We start from the raw sequence: 18,640 nt of genomic DNA, 5'->3' as shown, positions 1-18,640 counted from the left end.
CTTAGTGAGAAGGGAATGCCTGGTGTGTCATTTGTCGGCTAAGGAAAGTTTGCATGAATCCCCGTACACTCAAGTAAGCCAGGAAGGCCAACCAAAGGGCATGGTTTCCCCATGTGCGATGCAGGGTATAATACAGAAGGAAAAAGCAACCGGTTGCTACTGCCATGGATTGTAGCATTCCTCTTGTGTTGGTAGCGCCGATGTAGATCCCGTCCCAAATAAAGGCGGCCATGCCGGCTATCGGGATAATCAAAGCCCATCCTAAATAGTTCCCGGAAGCTTCTATCACTTCTGTTTCATCAGTTAGCAATGTTAGGAAAGCATTGCCGCCTGTGGCGTAGGCGATAGTGAATAGTAAAGCCATGATGCCTCCCCAGGCGAACAAGTGTTTCCGTGTACAAGTGTATGCCGGATAGTTTTGAGCTCCGATGTGTTTGCCGATAAGGGCTTCGCCTGCGTATGCAAATCCGTCCATTATATAGGAATAAAGTGTGAACAGTTGCATTAGCAAGGTGTTGACAGCCAGTATAATTTCTCCTTGTTCTGCTCCCGATGAAGTAAAGAATAAGGTGACTGCCACCAGGCAGAGTGTACGTAAGAAGATGTCGCGATTTATTTGAAAGAAATGCCACATGGCTTGTTGTTCCCATAGTCCTTTCCTACTGAAAAACTTCCATAGACCCCCATAATGCCGTATCCATAGCCCTATCCCCATCAGAAAACCTGCATATTGGGCTATTAAGGTTCCAAGTGCTATTCCTTCCACCTTTAGCCCGCCTATATATACCAAGCAAAGACTGGCAATGATGTTCACCACATTTTGTGTGATGGCGATAGTCATCGGAATATGTGAGTTTTGCATCCCGATATACCATCCGGTGAGTCCATAGAGACCTAAGGTAGCAGGAGCTCCCCAGATACAGATGTGAAAATAGGTTGTAGCCAGCCCCTTGATTTCTTCGGTAGGATGGATGAAGAGAAAAGCTGCTTCTTTAATCGGGATCTGCAGAATGATAAGAGCGAACGCGGCCATCATTCCGATGCCAACGGAACGGACTACCATTTGAGCCATTTCGCCCGTTAAATGTTTCCCAAAAAGTTGGGCGGTCATGCCGCTTGTACCCATACGTAAAAACGCAAAAATCCAATAGATGATGTTGAACAACATTCCACCCACTGCGATAGCACCGATATAAGCGGCATTGCCTAAATGGCCGACAATGGTAACGTCCACCAAACCCAGCAGGGGAACTGTAATATTCGATACGATAGCCGGAAGGGCGATATTCAGTATTTGCTTGTCGGTTTCTTTCATTGCGCTTGCAAAGATACGCAGAAATGCTAATGGAGAGAATTTATCAATGGTATTTGTCCAATATTTCCTTGACTTATCATGGTTTGACAGTACTATAGACTAAGCACTACACGGTCGCCCAAGCGCTTAGCCATGATGCCTTGTATTTCGCGTAGCTCGCTGTAGCGTTGCATGATGGCGTTGCATTGTGTCTCGTCCTGCACTACTTTGGGATCCTGCAGGGCACGCATCATGTGTTTTAGTTCCTCGCCCACGATGGCATACTTGAAGTTAGTGGTAAGCAACGGTACCAGCTCGTAGAGCCGTTCTTCGTCGGTTACAATCTTCTGATTCTTGTAGTGGTACTTGCTCAGCTGATAACGGTCGCTGATGAGTTCCGTACTCAGGCGGCTGATGACGGAGTCGGGATGTGTCAGGAAGTAGTGTTCAGCCCGGAAACCTTCGTCATGCAGGTGGGCGGCGGCCTCCGCCATCATCTGGCGATGGAGCGGATTGTGGAAAGCCAGGTCGTCCCGCTGAAGGTCGGCCACCACGAACTCGATGACTGTTATGGGGATTTCCTTGCCCTCTTCGTCAGCCACGTTGTACATAACGCGCTCGCCATAGCGGACGACCATCTGCAGGATGAGCCGCTCGTAACGGTAGAATTCCTGCCCTTCTTTGTCCTCTTGAGGGATAAAGGATGTGTAGTTGTCCCTTGTTTCCGCAGTAACCGGCGTCGGTGTGGAAGGATCTTCAGAGTGGAGGGTGGCTGGATGGGCTTCGGAGGGTAGGTTATCTGCTGTGGGAGCAGCGAGATTATCCTCCTGCACTTGTGGGCTGTCAGTCGGTTGTGTGCCTGACGTGTTGCGGTGGCGTTCGCGTTCACGCTGTTCGGCCTTGCGTTCGGCTTCCTTTTCGCGGCGTTTGGCCACTTCGGAAACAAGCAGGCGGTCTTCGACATGCAGTAGCTGGGCACATTCTTTTATATATACGTCGCGCACGATGGCTTCGGGGATCACGGAGATGCTCTGCACAATGTTGCCTATCAGTTCGGCCCGGCGGATGGGATCCTGTCCCGCGTCTTCCATCAACAGATTGGTCTTGAAGCGGATAAAGTCCGTTTCGTGCTCCTTGATGAAGGCTTGAAACTCTGTGGAGTTGTGCTTGCGGGCATAGGAATCGGGGTCGTCGCCGTCGGGCAGGAGACATACTTTGATGTTCATCCCCTCTTCGAGCAGCATGTCGATGCCGCGCAAAGAGGCCTTGATGCCGGCGGCATCGCCGTCGTAGAGCACTGTCAGGTTGTTGGTAAAACGGCGTATCAACCTGATTTGCTGCGTGGTGAGCGCCGTACCCGATGAGGCCACTACATTCTCCACCCCGCTTTGGTGCATGGAAATGACATCTGTGTAACCTTCCACCAGGTAGCAGCGATCCTGCTTGATGATGGTCTGTTTGGCCTGATACATGCCGTAGAGTTCGTTACTCTTGTGATAGATTTCCGATTCGGGTGAGTTGACGTACTTCACTTTCACGCCTTTGGTGGCAGCAGCCAGCACGCGTCCACCGAAAGCGACCACCTTGCCGCTCAGCGTATGGACGGGGAAGATGACGCGTCCCCAGAAACGGTCGCGCAGGCGATGGTCGTCTGTCTCGTAGCAAAGGCCGGTTTTCACCAGATATTCCTCCTTGTATCCTTTGCTAATGGCTTCCTTGGACATGGCGTCGTGGCTTTCGGTGCAGTAGCCCAGCTGAAACTTCTCGATGATGTCGTCGCGGAAGCCCCGGTTGCGGAAATAAGCCATGCCGATGTTACGCCCCTCTTCGGTCTGCCGCAAGGTGCGGCGGAAGTAGTCGTTGGCCCATTGGTTGACCACGAACAGACTCTCGCGCTCGCTCTGTGCAGCCTTCTCTTCGCCCGTCAGCTCGCGTTCTTTGATTTCGATTCCGTATTTCTTGGCCAGGAAACGCAGGGCGTCCGGGTAACTAAGCTGTTCGTGCTCCATGATGAAATGGACGGCATTCCCCCCTTTGCCGCAGGCGAAACACTTACAAAGGCCCTTGGCGGGCGAGACGTAGAACGAGGGCGTCTTGTCGTCGTGAAAAGGACAGAGGCCCACGTAGTTGACACCGCGCTTGCGCAGGGTCACGAAGTCCGACACAACGTCGTAAATCTGCGCCGCGTCCAGTATCCGATCTATGGTGGCTTGGTCTATCATTTCGGTGGACAAAGGTACGGGTTATTTTCGGATAATGTATCGTCCGGCAGGCAGTATTGACGGAGAAAAAGTGGAAATATCTTTTTGTCGACCGTCGACATTTTGATTTTCCTCATAGCTGAGATTTGTTTCTTTCGGACTCAAAGTCGGGTTGATGCAACGGACGCGAAGCGGGAAAGGAGCATCCAATCGGAACTTCAGGACGAAAGCATCCGTTTTGACGGCGGAAATGTATCACTTCGGGTGCATAAAGCGTCACTTTACATTCGTTTGAGTGCTCCGTTCCAGACACAATTGCCCATAATGTAGAGTGTGGGCTGTCCTTCTGCCTTGAGTACGCAGCCTGAAGAGGTGCCCATCATCTCATGTTTCTTCAGGCAGCAACCGGAAAAGACTTTCACATCCTATTCGACGGATTGCAAGAACGGGATTTATGTCATTTGATTTTCTCCCGAATCTTTGTCAGGTATTGCCTCATGCCGTCGGCATCCTTCCGTTCGATGATGTCGAGCAGGCTCTTCAGCTCCGTGCGGATGTTGGCCACTTGGGCGGGTGTGCGGGGGTTGAAGAGGATTTCCTGCAACAGGTAATCGTCTTCGTTCAGCAGGCCGCGGGCAATGGCCATGTGCTTCTTGAAGGTAGTGCCCGGCGCGTCCTGATGTTTCATCACGGCAGCGAAGACAAAAGTCGACACGAAAGGAATGGACAAGGAGTAGGCCACTGTCTCGTCGTGCTCGTCGAAGGTGTATTCAAAGATGTTCAGCTTCAGCGTCTGATAGAGATCTTTGAAGAAGATACGGCCCAGGTGGTCGCCTTCAGTGATAATAATGGCATTCTCCGTGCTCAGGTTGCTGAGGCTGGCAAACGTGGGACCAAACATGGGATGCGTGGACACGTAGCGGAAGCCGCTTTCCTTGTAGAAAGCCTTCAGGCCGGTCTTCACGGAGGCAATGTCGCTCAGGATGCAGTCCTTGGGCAGCACAGGCAGCACCTGGCGGAAGGCGTCAAGGGTGTATTTCACCGTAGCGGCGTTAATCACCAGTTCGGGTTCAAATTCCTTTATTTCGTCCGGCGTGGTGAAACGGTAGGTGTTGTAGACGAAGCGCAGCTGGTGCGGATTGACGTCGAACACAGCCGTTTCGTGCTGGAAACTCAGTACGTCGTTGAAGAAGGAGCCCATCTTTCCAGCTCCGAGGATCAGAATTCTCATAGATTACTTATTGATTATTTCCATCTGCTGCCTTATACTCTCTTCGTGTATGGCATCGAACACTTTCTTAATAAAGTCGGCATCCATACCGCACGAGGCGCCCTGTGAACCGCGTTTCTCCAGAATTTCGTTGTAACGGCCTGTCTGGAGGATGGTCATGCCGTGCTCTTTCTTATAGGTACCGATTTCGCGTGCCACACGCATTCGCTTGGCCAGTACCTGGATCAGGTCGTTGTCGCATTCGTCGATTTGCTTGCGCAGTTCGTTCAGGTTCTCGGTGCTTTGGTTCGTTTCGCGGATGACGAGCAGGTTCAGGATGTAGTCCAGAATGTCCGGTGTCACCTGCTGGGCAGCGTCGCTCCAGGCGCAGTCGGGGTTACAATGGCTTTCCACAATGAGACCGTCGAAGCCCAAATCCATAGCTTGCTGACACAGCGGAGCTATCAACTCACGCTTACCGCCGATGTGACTCGGATCGCACAGGATAGGCAGGTCGGGGATGCGGCGGCGCAGCTCGATGGGGATGTGCCACTGCGGCAGGTTGCGGTAGATGCGCTTGTCGTAGGCCGAGAAACCGCGGTGGATGGCTGCCAGTCGCTTCAGTCCGGCTTGGTTGATGCGTTCGAGGGCTCCTATCCACAGTTCGAGGTCGGGGTTTACGGGGTTCTTTACCAGCACGGGAATGTCCACGCCGCGCAGCGAGTCGGCTATTTCCTGCATGGCAAAGGGGTTGGCAGCCGTGCGGGCACCGATCCACAGGATGTCGACACCGGCCTTCAGGGCCTCGAATACATGCTTGGCCGTAGCTACTTCGGTAGCTATGTACATACCCGTTTCCTGCTTCACTTCCTTGAGCCAGGGCAGCCCGTCCACACCCACGCCTTCGAAACCTCCGGGCTTGGTGCGGGGTTTCCAGATGCCGGCACGGAATATCTTGATGCCTCGGCCGGCCAGTTGGCGTGCGGTTTCCATCACTTGTTCTTCAGTTTCGGCGCTGCAAGGGCCTGCAATCACCAGAGGACGCTTTTCGTCCACACCCGGAAGCGTAATTTTCTCTAATTCGAGTTCCATAACGATTGAATTAAGAATGATGAATGAAGAATGAAGCATTTCCTCTTGCGTTCTTGCGGCTTCATCATTGTAGTTCTTCTATTTATTATTAATTGTTTCTATGTCTTGCGAATGAAGCGGTTTGAAATTCTTCATTCCTTGTTTTTCATTTTCTTGATTCTCTCCAGCGCTTCCTCCAGTTTCGCGTCCTTACAGCAGAGCGAGATGCGGATGTATCGCGCCCCGTTCGAGCCGAAGATGAAGCCGGGAGTGATGAAGACGCGGGCTTCGTGGAGCACATGTTCAGTCAGTTCCTCCACGTCCTTGCATGTGTCGGGGATGCGTCCCCAAAGGAACATGCCCACCTGCCGCTCGTCATAGGTGCAGCCCAGTGTGTGCATAATTTCTCCGGCCAGGCGGCGACGGTTCCGATAGTTGCGGTTATTGCCTTCGTACCAGTCGGTGTCAGCTTCGAGAGCTGTGGCGGCGGCCAGCTGCATGGCGCGGAACATACCGCTGTCGATGTTGCTCTTCACCTTCAGCACCCATTGCACGAACTGCGGATTCGAGGCGAGCATACCGATGCGCCAGCCCGGCATGTTGTGGCTCTTACTCATGGAGTTGAACTCTATACAGCACTCCTTTGCGCCCGGCACGCTGAGGATGCTCAGCGGATGGTCGTTCAGGATGAAGCTGTAGGGATTGTCATTCACGATGATGATGCCTTTCCTGCGGGCAAAATCTACCAGCCGTCTGTAAAGTTCGGGAGTGGCAGGTGCACCGGTAGGCATGTTGGGGTAGTTAGTCCACATCAGCTTGACACGGCTCGTGTCCAGAGCTTCCAACTGTTCCCAGTCGGGCATCCAGCCGTCTTCTTCCTTCAGGTCGTAGTTCACCACTTCAGCGCCCAGTATCTTGCTTAGCGAGGTGTAGGTGGGGTAGCCCGGATTTGGAACCAATACCTGCTCGCCGGGGTTTACAAAAGCCAGTGTGACGTGCAGGATGCCTTCCTTCGAGCCGATGAGCGGCTGTATTTCTGTCTGCGGGTCGAGGTCTACTCCGTACCAGCGGCGATACCAGGCAGCAAAGCTCTTGCGCAGTTCGGGGATGCCTATATAAGGCATGTACCCGTGTCCGTCGGGATTCTGTGCCGCTTCGCACAACGTGCGGATGGTCTGTTCGGAGGGCGGCATGTCGGGGCTTCCGATGCCCAAGCTGATGACGTCCATGCCCTGCGCATTCATCTGTGCCACTTCTTTCAATTTACGTGAGAAGTAGTATTCGCTGACCGAAGTCAGCCGGTCGGCCGGCCGGTAGCCTGTTCCTTTATCAGAGTGTTGATTTTCCATCTTCGTATTCTCCTAATATCTTTAATTCTTTGGTCAGCGGGCTGATGGCGGCAAGCGCCTGTTTGTATCGCAAGAGCTGGTCGAACATGACATCCACGTAGAACTGGTATTCCCATTCCCGTCCGATGATGGGCAGTGACTGGATCTTGGTCAGGTTGATGCGGTAGAACGAGAGGATGGACAGTACCTGCGAGAGGCTCCCCTCGGTGTGAGGCAGGGTGAACACTAAGCTGGCCTTGTCGGGTTCGCGGTTACGATGGCGGTTCAGCTCGTCCACCTGCCACGGGTCGGCCACCACGAGGAAGCGGGTGAAGTTATGCTTGTTCGTCTCGATGCCCTCCTGCAGCACCTTCATGCCATAAAGTTCGGCTGCGGCTTTCGCACAGATGGCGGCATGCCCTTTCAGATGTTCCTTCTTGATGATTTCGGCGCTGAGGGCCGTGTCCTCGCTTTCCACAACCTTGATATTCGGGTGCAGGCTCAGGAACTCGCGGCATTGCATCAGGGCGATGGGGTGTGAGTTGACCTCGGTGATGTCGTCCCAGTCCTCCTCAGGCAGGCAGACGAAGCTGTGTGAGATGCGCAGCTTGTGCTCGCCGATGATTTGCGTACCGCTCTGTCTCAGCAGTTCGTTGTTGTAGAGCAGACTACCCGCAATGGTGTTCTCGATGGCCAGCATGCCGATGACCTGGCTGTCCTGACGGATCGACTTGAACACGTCTTCAAACGTAGCGCAACAAATCAGTTCGAGGTCTTCGCCTTCGAAGTATCGGTGTGCTGCAATGTCGTGGAAGGAACCCAGCGTTCCTTGAATGGCTATTCGTCTCATATCGTTGTATTAACAAAAAACCCGCTTCCAAATCATGGGAGCGGGATCCGTATCTTTCATTTCAGTCCTTTATTCAGTTCTTAAGCGTCACTGTCACTTGACACATACAAACTCCCGCTCTACTCTGTGGCTAAAGTAAAAGTAAAAGAAGAAGTAATATGCGTAAGCAAACAGATTCATATTTCGCTTTTGTTGTTATTTCGTCGGCAAATGTAATGCTTTTCTTTGAAATGCAAACAATATTCCATGTTTTTTTTGAAAAACGTATCAATTTTATTCCACTGAACAAGGATGATTGTGGGAAATGGCAGAAATTCGGGTAACGAATAGGCGACCGTGATTATTTCTGCGGAACCCCGTTTTTGAGTATTATATGTATTTCTGCGCGACGACATCCCCCGTAGAACGTGGTATTGCACCGAAAGGATAATGTATATATTTATTACCAATGCCGAACACCCTTCCCTGTCGACTCGGAACATCGGCTTCTGTCGATACGGAAGATCGACGATGATCGATACGGAGGATCGATGATGATCGATACGGAAGATCGATGATGATCGATACGGAGGATCGATTGAACCCCCCCCCTCCAGAACACCTTCTGACGGGGGTCTGAACCCCCCCCCCTTTCCGGCGAAGGCAAATGGGCGGGAAAACGGCCGGAAAGGAGGCTTCAACTGTCAGTATTTTTCATCTAATTCCCGCATCAATGTGCCTCCGGCCGGTTGTTGTATTCGCCGTTGAAGGCCTCGCTTTCCTTCGGGTTCAGCTCCAGCCCCTTCTTCATGTCTTCCGTGGCTCCGTCTTTGTCGCCGTTCAGCAGCTTGGCACGGCCGCGTTCATGGTATGCCTTGGCAAAGTTGGGATTCAGTTCGATTGCTTCGTCAAAGACGGCGATTGCCTCCGTCATTTTCTTCTGTCCGATATACAGTCGGCCCAGGTACAGATAGGCCTGTTCGTTGAACGGATTATCGTCTGTCACCTTGCGGTAGTCGGCTTCGGCTTCTTCCGGTTGTCCGTTGGCTTCTTTGATACGGCCGCGGAGCAGCAAAGCGTTCTCTTCGCCGGAGTCCCGGCTCAGGATGGCTTCAATATCTTCCGTAGCCTCTTTGTATTGCTGCATCTTTATCAGTGCCTCGGCACGCAGCAGACGCGCTTCCGTGAAGTCGTCCTTCAGCAGGATGGCCTTTGTCAGGTGGGCAATGCACATGATGCCGTCGCCCTGTCCGTCCGTCGCCTTGCCCAGCAGATAGTGGGCCATTGCGTTGCCTTCTTCGATGGCAATGGCTTTCCGGGCAGCCTCAGCCATAGCCGGATAGTCTTCCTGCACGAAACATACATTGGCCAGGTTCAGGAACGTGTTGGTGTGTGTCGGTTCGATTTGCGCCATGCGCTCCAGCAGGCGGCGTGCCTCGGCCAGCCGGTTGGTCTGTATATAGACCTGTACCAGGTACCCCATCGTCTCGAAATCTTCCTGCAGGGCCAGCGCTTCCTGAAAGCATTTGACGGCATAGTCGCTGCGTCCCATGCGTTGGGCACGCATACCGTCGTATTTGAATATCTCGAAGTTCTTTTGTTTATTCTTCTGTTGCTCCTCTTCGGAATCGGAGGGCTTCCCGGAGAACAATGATTTGAAAAATCCCATAGCTGTTTCTGATTGATTGCGGGACAAAAGTAATGAATTATTTTCTGATTTGCAGCATTCCGTGACGGGCAAATATTTGTTTGTCGTCCATCATCCGGCGCAAAGTCTCTGTCAGCAGGTCTTTCTCTACAAGAAGCCGGTCGGCCAGGGCTGCCGGCGTAAGGGGATGGCCGTCCAGACAGTGTAAAATCCTCTCGGACAGATCGTCGGCCGTCCTGTCTGTCGTGGTCTTATGCCTGAGTCTGAGACAGGTGTCGCACTGGCCGCAGTCGTGTTCGTTCTGTTCGCCGAAGTAGTGCAGCAGCATGCGGCTGCGGCAAGAGGTATCGTTGGTGACGTATTCGAGCATCGCCTTGATACGCTGCTCGCAGCGTGCCTTCCGCTCTTCGTAGACGGCGGGCGGAATGTTCAGCCGGTCGCTCTCCACCCGCTCGCGCGTATAAATAATATAAGGTGTCTTTTTGCGGGGGATGTAGCTGACAATGCGCCGCCGGGAGAGTTCCTTCAACATTTCGTAGACTTGCCGGTGGGTAAGGCCGGTGCGCACGGCCAATGTCTCCTCGCTGATGAAAGCGTAGTCCGTAAACAGGCCGGTGTAGGAGCGCAAAGCTGTCTGGATAAGGCGCTCCATCTCCTCCCCCGGTTCGTGCAGCCTGTACAGTTCTTCACGCCCTATGCTGAAGAGCAGGCGCGAGGCGTTGTCCTGTTCGTCGGTATATTCCAAATAGCCGGCCTGCGTCAGGATTTTCAGGGCACTGTCTACCGGAACGGGGAAGTACTTGAACTTGCGGCAGAAGTCCTCGATGTCGAACTCGCGCACACAGCCCCGTCCGTCGCCCATCGCCATTTCGTAGTAGTATTGCAGATGCTCGTAGACGTCGCGGATGTAATCTTTTCCCGGATAGTTGTCGGAGATGCGCTTGCGCAGGGTGGTGCCGTCCGATTTGGCGTAGAGGATGATGGCGTAGGACTTCCGCCCGTCGCGACCTGCACGGCCCGCCTCCTGAAAGTAGGCTTCAATGGAGTCGGGCAAGTCCAGGTGGATGACCAGCCGCACGTCCGGCTTGTCGATGCCCATGCCGAAAGCGTTGGTGGCTACCATCACACGGCTCTCGCCCTTCTGCCACCGCTGTTGGCGGATGTCCTTCACGGCATCGTCCAGTCCGGCGTGGTAAAAGTCGGCGGTGATGCCCTGCTGTTGCAGCCATTCGGCCACCTCTTTGGTACGCCGGCGGTTGCGCACGTAGAGGATGGCACTGCCCTCCATGCGTTGCAGGATGTGCAGCAGCTCTACGGCCTTGTTCTCCGTCTGCCGCACCACGTAGGCCAGATTGGTTCGCTCGAAGCTCATGCGGAATACATTCTCCTCGCGGAATTCCAATCGCTGCTGGATGTCTTTCACCACTTCCGGCGTGGCGGTGGCGGTCAGGGCCAGTACGGGAACGCCCGGCAGCAGGCGGCGTACCTCGGCTATTTTCAGGTAGGCGGGGCGGAAATCGTACCCCCATTGCGAGATGCAATGGCTTTCGTCCACCGTGATCAGACTGATTTTCATCTTGGCCAGCTTGATACGGAAGATTTCCGTGTCCAACCGTTCGGGCGAGATGTAGAGAAACTTGTAGTTGCCGAAGATGGCGTTTTCCAACGTCGTGATGATGTCCTGACGGTTCATGCCCGAATAGACGGCCAAAGCCTTGATGCCCCGCCGCTTCAGGTTCTGCACCTGGTCTTTCATCAGGGCGATGAGCGGGGTGATGACCAAGCACATGCCTTCCCGCGCCAGGGCGGGCACCTGAAAGGTAACGGACTTTCCGCCCCCGGTCGGCATCAGTCCCAACGTATCGCGCCCCTCGCCGATGCTGCGGATGATGTCCTCCTGTATGCCGCGAAAGGAGTCGTAGCCCCAATATTGCTTCAGTATTTCCTTGTAGTCCATGACCGCCCGGTTCGGTTTGATGAGTGTGAACGATTGGTGCACCGATTGGCAGAAATTCAGGCACGGCCTGAGAGCGTCAATTCGGCTTGATATCCTCTATCTGGAGCTGCACTTCGCCCCTCTTGTGGGTATTCTCCTCGATGGTGAAGCAGATGTCGAACGAGCGTTTCGTCTTGATGTAGCGCACGTGCGAGCTTTGGCCGAAAGCGATGCCGTTCATCACGTTGTTCGACTTGTTGTCCACCAGTTCCAGCTTGATGTGCTCCTGGTCTCGGCCCACCACCTTGCTCGTGCCGTAGTCGTAGACGTTGTGGGTGCAGAACGTCGGCTTCGTGTTCTCCGGCCCGAAAGGGTTGAACTTCTTCAGGTCATTGAAGAACTTGGGCGTGATGTCCTTGAAGTCTATTTCGGCGTCGATGTCGATTACGGCGCTGGTCTGTTCCGGCAGGATGTGTTGGGACACGAACTCTTCGAACCGCTCGGTAAAGGCGGGCACGTTCTCCACCTTCATCGACAGGCCGGCGGCGTAGGTGTGTCCGCCGAAGTTCTCAAGCAGGTCGCGGCAGTATTCGATGGCCTTGTACACGTCGAAGCCTGAGACGGAGCGTGCCGAACCGGTAGCCATGTCGTTGGTGCGCGTCAGCACGACGGCGGGGCGATAGTAGACTTCCGTCAGGCGTGAGGCCACGATGCCGATGACGCCCTTGTGCCACGCTTCGTTGTAAATCACGATGGAGCGGCGGTCGGACAGTCCGTCCAGCCCCTCCACGATGTGGTTGGCCTCTTCGGTCATACTCTTGTCCAAGTCTTTGCGCGTCTCGTTGTACTGGTTGATTTGTCCGGCCTTCTCGCGGGCGGTGGAGAAGTCTTTTTCCGTCAGCAGGTCTACGGCCTCCTTGCCGTTCTGGATGCGTCCCGACGCATTGATGCGCGGCCCGATCTTAAAGACGATGTCGCCGATGGTCAGTTCCTTGTCCGTCAGTCCGCAGACGTCGATGATAGCCTTCAGGCCGATGCTGGGGTTGCTGTTAAGCTGCTTCAGACCGTGATAGGCCAGGATGCGGTTCTCGCCCATAATGGGTACGATGTCCGAAGCGATGCTTACGGCGACAAGGTCGAGCAGGGGAATCAGGTGATGGAACTCGATGCCGTTGCTCATCGTAAAGGCCTGCATGAACTTGAAGCCCACGCCGCAGCCCGACAGGTGTTCGTAGGGGTACGTGTTGTCCGCACGTTTGGCGTTCAGGATGGCCACAGCAGGCGGCAGCTCCTCGTCGGGCACGTGGTGGTCGCAGATAATGAAATCAATGCCTTTCTCCCGCGCATACGTAATCTCCTCTACGGCCTTGATGCCGCAATCCAGCACGATGACGAGCTTCACGCCCGTCTCCACAGCATAGTCCACTCCCTTGTAGGACACCCCGTAGCCTTCGTTGTAGCGGTCGGGGATGTAATAGTCGATGTTCGAATAAAACTGTTGAATAAACTTGTAGACCAGTGCCACAGCGGTGGTACCGTCCACGTCATAGTCTCCGTAAATCAGAATCCGTTCTTTCTTTCCCATAGCCTTGTTCAGGCGTGCCACAGCTGCGTCCATGTCCTTCATCAGGAACGGGTCGTGCAGGTCGGGCAGTTGCGGACGGAAGAATTTCCGCGCAGCAGCGGCGGTCGTGATGCCGCGTTCGATGAGCAGTTGGCCAAGTATGGGGCTAATGCCCAACTCCTGCGCCAGCTGCCGGCTCGCTTCTGCCTGTTCGGGGGTTATGGGTTGATAATTCCATTTGTAAGTCATTATATATATTGTTTTTTCTTTTTCAGGTCTCAGGTGTCGGGCGAGCGAAAACGGCCCATTTTCCCAACAAGTCGTAAAGGTAGCAAAAAGTCTTGGAACAAGAGCAAAAAAGAACATAAAATCTTTCTTAATGGAAAAAAACGGGCGGAACTCATTGCCGGCGAATTTTAATCATTTTGGATAAGTCCGGGAAGGCTCAAAATAGTCCTGTCACATCAAATAACAGATTATCAATAAATTAGTGCGACACCTTAGTACCTTTGGTAAACATTTCCGTGAAAAAATAAAAAATACCTTTCCTTTAAAGGCAGCCTATTTTTTATTTTATTTCAAAAAAGTTTGCACAGCCCTGTCACGTGTCGCAGCAACCGACTGTATATCAGCAAATTGGTGTGACAGGACTATTTTATTCGTGATAAAACCCCGTTTTTTTTCCTCTTTTTTTCACGGGCAGATTTTTCCGTCCTGACACCGTGCTTGCTGACCCTCTGACGAAGTGCTTCGTCTCCTCCCCAGAAAGCACTGCATGACACCCTCACGCAGCACTGCGTCGGGACTTCAGGAAGTGCTGCGTGGCGGAGTAAGAAAATAGTAAGTTCACCCGAAGACAGCCGCCGATACCGTCTGCTGCCTACAGCCTGATGGTAACCATCGTAGCGCCGAACCCGTATTCCTGGAAGGAAGCGTCCTGTGCCTTGCAGGCGGGGTACTTGCGCTTCAGCTCATCCAGCAGCGCCCGGCGCAATACGCCGTCGCCCTTGCCGTGAATAAAGACGATACGCTGTTCGCGCTTGTTCCTGTACTGTTCCATCACTTCGCGGAACTTGTCGAGCTGGTAGTTCAGCATCTCGCCATTGGTCATGCCGCGAGTGTCGTCCAGCAGTTCGCCGATGTGCAGATCCACCTCGATGATGTCGTTCTTGCCTCCCCGCTTGACGACGGACTGCGGCTTGCGGGGCGCATTGTCGACCGCCCGTTTCTGCAACAACGCTTCCTGGATGTCCTCGGCCGACACATAGACTTGCTTGGCCGGCCGGTCATTTTCTACGATCCCGTATAGCAGCGCCGGTGTTTCAAAGAAATCGGTCTGTTGGAAGGTATGGAGTTTGTAGAATTTCACCGTGTCGATACGCAATTCTACGCTGACAGCAGGTTTCAACTGAAAGGAGCGGCGGTCTTTGAAAGCTGTCAGTTGTACGGCTACGCGTTCCAAGTCGTTGAGCAAGGCCTTTTCAAACTCTTCGAGTAGCAGCTTTGTGTTCGGCTCTATCAGCCCGTGCGAGCGTACCGACCATGCCTTGCCTTCGGCACCGAGGTAAGTATAATAGAGGTAGTAGTTGCTGTCGTTCACCAGATAGCTTTCAAAGGACGTGGTGCTGACCGCCTTGATGTCAACAGGTACAAAAGCCAAGTAGACGTTGAGCACGTCGCCGCCCTTCATTTCCGGCTGGAGGCTGACTGACATTTCGGGCTTTTCCACGCGGTGCATCGGCTGTTCGGCCGGTTGCGGCGTAGCGGGGCGAGCCGGCTGTTCTTCGGTCTTCTTCTTTGAGGCCTTGGCGGCTTTCGAGGCAGGCGTGGGTACGTTATAGTCGTCCGTCTCGATCGCGACCACTTCACGGATGTGCATCGGAATGTCAAACCCGTCGGCATCTTCCACCAGCACGATGTCTTTTCCCTGAAATCCGGCGACCTTTCCGCCACCCACTTCGCTCAGAAAGCGAACTTTGTCTCCTATCTTTATCATAACCGCTCTGTTTTTAAGTCATCAGGCAAGACGGGCCGGTACGGCTGTTGCATTGCTCCCGTTTACCACATCCGTCTGTCTTCGGGGCAAAGGTACGGCAAACGCGGGAAAAGACAAAGCGGAAAACGAAGTTTCGTCATCGTTTCTGCTTCGGGCGGAGTACATAACCTTGTCCGGGCGGGAGGACGATTATCCGGTATCTGTACCATGTTTTGCAGACTCAGAGTGTTAAATAATGTTTTTTAATTCGTTTTTTTTCTGGATTGAGTATTTACAATTAATATTTTATTTAATTTTGCCTCCAGTTTCAGAACAAGTATTAAAGAACCGATGAAAAGCTCTTCGATTTTTTATGATTGGAAAGAAACGTGTGAATATTTCTTATTTGTTTAATCTTAAAACTAAGTGAGAATGGAAAAATTTTCATTTAAAGGGCATTACATAACATGCCTTGTTTTCTCCATGCTTTTGCCACCTTTTGCCTTGATGGCCTCTCCTGACAAGTTGTCGAGTGGCAAGAATGCAGTCATGGAAGTACAGCAACAACAAAAAAAACGTACGATTACGGGTCAGGTACTCGATGCGGCGGACCAGTCTCCCCTGATTGGAGTAAACGTACAAGTAAAAAATGCCGGTGTCGGTACCATTACGGATGTCGACGGACGCTTCACGCTGCAAGCAACGGGACGTGATGTCCTGGTGTTCAGCTACATCGGATACAAGTCCCAAGAAGTGGAAGTCGGCGACCTCGGCGTAGTCAATGTTACGTTGAGTTCGGACAACGAGATGCTGGAAGAAGTCGTGGTTGTCGGTGCCGGCACGCAGAAGAAGGTGAGTGTGACGGGCGCAATTACCAATGTGAAGGGTGCGACTTTGAAGGTGCCCACTTCCTCGCTGACCACCTCTTTCGCCGGTCGTCTGGCCGGTGTGATTTCTACCGTGAGCAGTGGTGCTCCGGGTGAGGCTGCCAGCTTTTACATTCGTGGTATCAGCACTTTCGGCGGTCGCGCCACTCCGCTTATTATGCTCGATGACGTGGAGATTTCCGCATCCGACCTTAACAACATCCCGGCCGAAACCATCGAAAGTTTCTCAATCCTGAAAGATGCCTCTGCCACCGCCATCTACGGTTCGCGAGGTGCCAACGGTGTGATGTTGATTACCACGAAGAGCGGTAAGGAAAACGAGCGTACACAAATCAACGTGAGCGTGGAAAATTCCTTCAATGTGATGACCGATTTCCCTGAGTTCGTGGACGGAGCCACCTGGATGGAACTGTACAACGAGGCTTCGCGTACCCGTTCCACTTCCGAAAGCTGGACTCCCCGCTACAGTCAGGAACAGATTGACAACACGCGCAACCACGTGAACCCCTACATGTATCCTGATGTAAACTGGGAAGACGCCATTTTCAAGCACATGGCTCTGAGCCAGCGTGCCAACGTGAACGTGCAGGGCGGTGGAAGCAAAGCTACCTATTACATGAGTATCCAAGCCAACCACGACACGGGTTTGCTAAATACCAAGAAAGTGTATTCCTACAACAACAACATCAACAACTGGGGATACAACTTCCAGAACAACATCACCTACAAGCTGACCTCCAGTACCAAGGTGGATCTGCGTATGAATGCCCAAATTCGTAACAATCATGGGCCTAATTACAGTACGGGCACCCTCTTTGGTATGATTCAGACTACGAATCCCGTCAGCTTCCCGGTTACGTTCCCCGCTCAGGAAGGTGATACGCACGTGCGTTTCGGTAGTGCTATTCTGAGTGGTACCAACGTGCGCGACAATCCTTATGCCTACATGTTGACCAGCTATAGAAATTACCAGGAGAACACCGTGAACACCTCGTTGAAAGTCACCCAGAATTTCGACTTTATCACGAAAGGCCTGAGTGCGACAGCGCTCATTGACTTCAAGAACTGGTCGAGCAACAGCTTTAACCGCAGCATCGAACCCTATTACTACCGCATCGTAGACGGCAGCTTCGATCCCGCTACCGGTACCTATGAACTGGAACGTGTGGGTACCAGCGGTACAGACTACATAGCCGAAAGTGGCATTTCCAGAGGCGGTGACAATACCTTCTTCTTGCAGGCCACAGTGAACTACAACCGCCAGTTCGGCAATCACAACATCGGAGGTATGTTACTCTATATGCAGCGCGAATACAAGGCCGATGTACTGCCCAACCGTAACCAAGGCTTCTCCGGGCGTTTCACTTATGACTACGCCCAGCGTTACTTGGCCGAACTGAATTTCGGTTACAACGGAACCGAACGTCTGGCCAAGCACGACCGTTTCGAGTTCTTCCCTGCCATTTCTTTAGGATGGATGATAAGCAACGAACCTTTCTTTGAACCCCTTACCAAGTGGGTTAACTCCTTTAAGCTGAGAGGTTCCTACGGTTTGGTAGGTAGCGATGAGACCGGTAGTGCTGCAGGGGCACCCCACTTCCTCTATATCGACCAGGTGAACGTTATCGGTAGCGGGCGTCCCGGCTTTACGTTCGGTGAGTCTCTCAACATTACTAAATACGGCCCCTTGATGACACAGTATGCCGTGTTGAATGCAGGTTGGGAACGCGTGAAAAAACTGGACGTAGGTTTCGACGCTACCTTATTCAAAGACTGGTCGCTGACGTTCGACTTCTTTTACGACAAACGTTACAACATCCTGCTGCATCGTGAAGCATGGCCGGAATCTCTGGCTTACTACACTGCCAAGCCTTGGAGCAACAAAGGTAAGGTGGACAACTGGGGATATGAGCTGAGTACCACTTACCGGAAGCAGGTTAACAAGGATCTGGCTGTAGAGTTGCGCGGCAATTTCACTTACACGCAGAACAAATATGTAGACCTTGACGAACCCCTCTATCCTTATGTATGGCAGACCTCGACGGGCAAGCCGTTAAGCGCCACTTACGGTTACATTGCCGAAGGACTGTTCCAGAGCCAGGAAGAGATCGACAACAGTCCTATACAGAACTTAGGCAGTACTGTCATGCCGGGTGATGTCAAATATCGGGATGTGGACGGCAACGGTATCATCAACAGTGAAGACCGGGTTATGATTTCCGAATACGGCGGAACTCCACGCATTCAGTATGGTCTGGGACTTAACATAGACTACAAAGGCTGGAATTTCGGTATGTTCTTCAACGGGTCTGCCAAACGCATCATCATGATGAGCGGTATTTCACCCTTCGGACAAAACGACAACAACGTGATGAAATTCATTGCCGACAATTACTGGAGCGAAGCCAACCCCAACCCCAACGCCAAGTATCCTCGCTTGGGTCTGACCGGTTCCATGACAGCCAATAACACGGTGGGCAGTACTTACTGGATGCGCAACGGAAGTTTCATGCGCTTCAAGACCTTAGAAATCGGCTACCGCATCAATCAGCATGCACGTATCTATTTCACGGGCGACAATCTGCTGGTGTTCAGTCCATTCAAGGAATGGGATCCTGAACTGGCTTCCTGGAACTCCTATCCGTTCCAGCACACGTTCAACATTGGCGCACAACTTACTTTTTAAATGTATTAACT

12 protein-coding genes are annotated in these 18,640 nt (G+C 52.8%); 1 reads left to right on the top strand and 11 read right to left on the bottom strand.

The genetic code is table 11. The features are described 5' to 3' along the window. Position 1: 1 nt before the first annotated feature. The 11 genes from Q0Z70_RS03430 to Q0Z70_RS03380 form a co-directional block, all read right to left on the bottom strand. Complete coding sequence (locus tag Q0Z70_RS03430; RefSeq protein WP_298072665.1) at positions 2–1,315, bottom strand: MATE family efflux transporter; 1,314 nt, start codon at positions 1,313–1,315, stop codon at positions 2–4. Between the two features lie 92 nt (positions 1,316–1,407). Beyond that, positions 1,408–3,516, bottom strand: a complete 2,109-nt coding sequence (dnaG, locus tag Q0Z70_RS03425; RefSeq protein WP_298072663.1) for a DNA primase — start codon at positions 3,514–3,516, stop codon at positions 1,408–1,410. Between the two features lie 260 nt (positions 3,517–3,776). Further along, positions 3,777–3,917, bottom strand: a complete 141-nt coding sequence (locus tag Q0Z70_RS03420) for a hypothetical protein (RefSeq protein WP_298072661.1) — start codon at positions 3,915–3,917, stop codon at positions 3,777–3,779. Positions 3,918–3,952: 35 nt separating this feature from the next. Further along, entirely contained in the window at positions 3,953–4,726 is a 774-nt protein-coding gene (locus tag Q0Z70_RS03415; RefSeq protein ID WP_298072659.1) for a prephenate dehydrogenase/arogenate dehydrogenase family protein, read from the bottom strand. A 3-nt stretch (positions 4,727–4,729) separates the two neighbouring features. Next, positions 4,730–5,797, bottom strand: coding sequence for a bifunctional 3-deoxy-7-phosphoheptulonate synthase/chorismate mutase type II (locus Q0Z70_RS03410; RefSeq protein WP_298072656.1), 1,068 nt, complete (start codon positions 5,795–5,797; stop codon positions 4,730–4,732). 131 nt (positions 5,798–5,928) lie between these two features. Continuing rightward, the gene (locus tag Q0Z70_RS03405; protein WP_298072654.1) at positions 5,929–7,125 is read right to left on the bottom strand and encodes an aminotransferase class I/II-fold pyridoxal phosphate-dependent enzyme; all 1,197 of its coding nucleotides are present in this window, start codon (positions 7,123–7,125) and stop codon (positions 5,929–5,931) included. After that, positions 7,106–7,954, bottom strand: a complete 849-nt coding sequence (locus tag Q0Z70_RS03400) for a prephenate dehydratase (RefSeq protein ID WP_298072652.1) — start codon at positions 7,952–7,954, stop codon at positions 7,106–7,108. Before Q0Z70_RS03400 ends, Q0Z70_RS03405 begins: the two co-directional genes overlap by 20 nt. Before the next feature lie 709 nt (positions 7,955–8,663). Further along, positions 8,664–9,602 carry a tetratricopeptide repeat protein gene (locus tag Q0Z70_RS03395; protein ID WP_298072650.1) on the bottom strand — a complete coding sequence of 313 codons (939 nt, stop codon included), beginning with the start codon at positions 9,600–9,602 and terminating at the stop codon, positions 8,664–8,666. Positions 9,603–9,639: 37 nt separating this feature from the next. Further along, positions 9,640–11,538, bottom strand: coding sequence for an ATP-dependent DNA helicase RecQ (locus tag Q0Z70_RS03390; RefSeq protein WP_298072648.1), 1,899 nt, complete (start codon positions 11,536–11,538; stop codon positions 9,640–9,642). Between the two features lie 76 nt (positions 11,539–11,614). Then, positions 11,615–13,330, bottom strand: coding sequence for a single-stranded-DNA-specific exonuclease RecJ (recJ, locus tag Q0Z70_RS03385; protein WP_298072646.1), 1,716 nt, complete (start codon positions 13,328–13,330; stop codon positions 11,615–11,617). Between the two features lie 631 nt (positions 13,331–13,961). Continuing rightward, entirely contained in the window at positions 13,962–15,074 is a 1,113-nt protein-coding gene (locus tag Q0Z70_RS03380) for a DUF2027 domain-containing protein (protein ID WP_298072692.1), read from the bottom strand. 489 nt (positions 15,075–15,563) lie between these two features. On the opposite strand from Q0Z70_RS03380, the gene Q0Z70_RS03375 reads away from it, so the two are divergent. Then, on the top strand, positions 15,564–18,629 hold the full coding sequence (locus tag Q0Z70_RS03375) for a TonB-dependent receptor (protein ID WP_298072690.1): 3,066 nt from the start codon (positions 15,564–15,566) through the stop codon (positions 18,627–18,629). Positions 18,630–18,640 lie beyond the last annotated feature (11 nt).

This window comes from uncultured Bacteroides sp. (assembly GCF_947632445.1).
GTDB lineage: Bacteria > Bacteroidota > Bacteroidia > Bacteroidales > Bacteroidaceae > Bacteroides.
This window is presented reverse-complemented; position numbering and strand designations above follow the sequence as displayed.

Bases quoted from the DNA above. Each gene is read 5' to 3' on its own strand.
- Q0Z70_RS03375 (WP_298072690.1), top strand. From the start codon at position 15,564: ATGGCCTCTCCTGACAAGTTGTCGAGTGGCAAGAATGCAGTCATGGAA.
- recJ (WP_298072646.1), bottom strand. From the start codon at position 13,330: ATGACTTACAAATGGAATTATCAACCCATAACCCCCGAACAGGCAGAA.
- dnaG (WP_298072663.1), bottom strand. From the start codon at position 3,516: ATGATAGACCAAGCCACCATAGATCGGATACTGGACGCGGCGCAGATT.
- Q0Z70_RS03390 (WP_298072648.1), bottom strand. From the start codon at position 11,538: ATGGACTACAAGGAAATACTGAAGCAATATTGGGGCTACGACTCCTTT.
- Q0Z70_RS03405 (WP_298072654.1), bottom strand. From the start codon at position 7,125: ATGGAAAATCAACACTCTGATAAAGGAACAGGCTACCGGCCGGCCGAC.
- Q0Z70_RS03410 (WP_298072656.1), bottom strand. From the start codon at position 5,797: ATGGAACTCGAATTAGAGAAAATTACGCTTCCGGGTGTGGACGAAAAG.
- Q0Z70_RS03395 (WP_298072650.1), bottom strand. From the start codon at position 9,602: ATGGGATTTTTCAAATCATTGTTCTCCGGGAAGCCCTCCGATTCCGAA.
- Q0Z70_RS03400 (WP_298072652.1), bottom strand. From the start codon at position 7,954: ATGAGACGAATAGCCATTCAAGGAACGCTGGGTTCCTTCCACGACATT.
- Q0Z70_RS03415 (WP_298072659.1), bottom strand. From the start codon at position 4,726: ATGAGAATTCTGATCCTCGGAGCTGGAAAGATGGGCTCCTTCTTCAAC.
- Q0Z70_RS03430 (WP_298072665.1), bottom strand. From the start codon at position 1,315: ATGAAAGAAACCGACAAGCAAATACTGAATATCGCCCTTCCGGCTATC.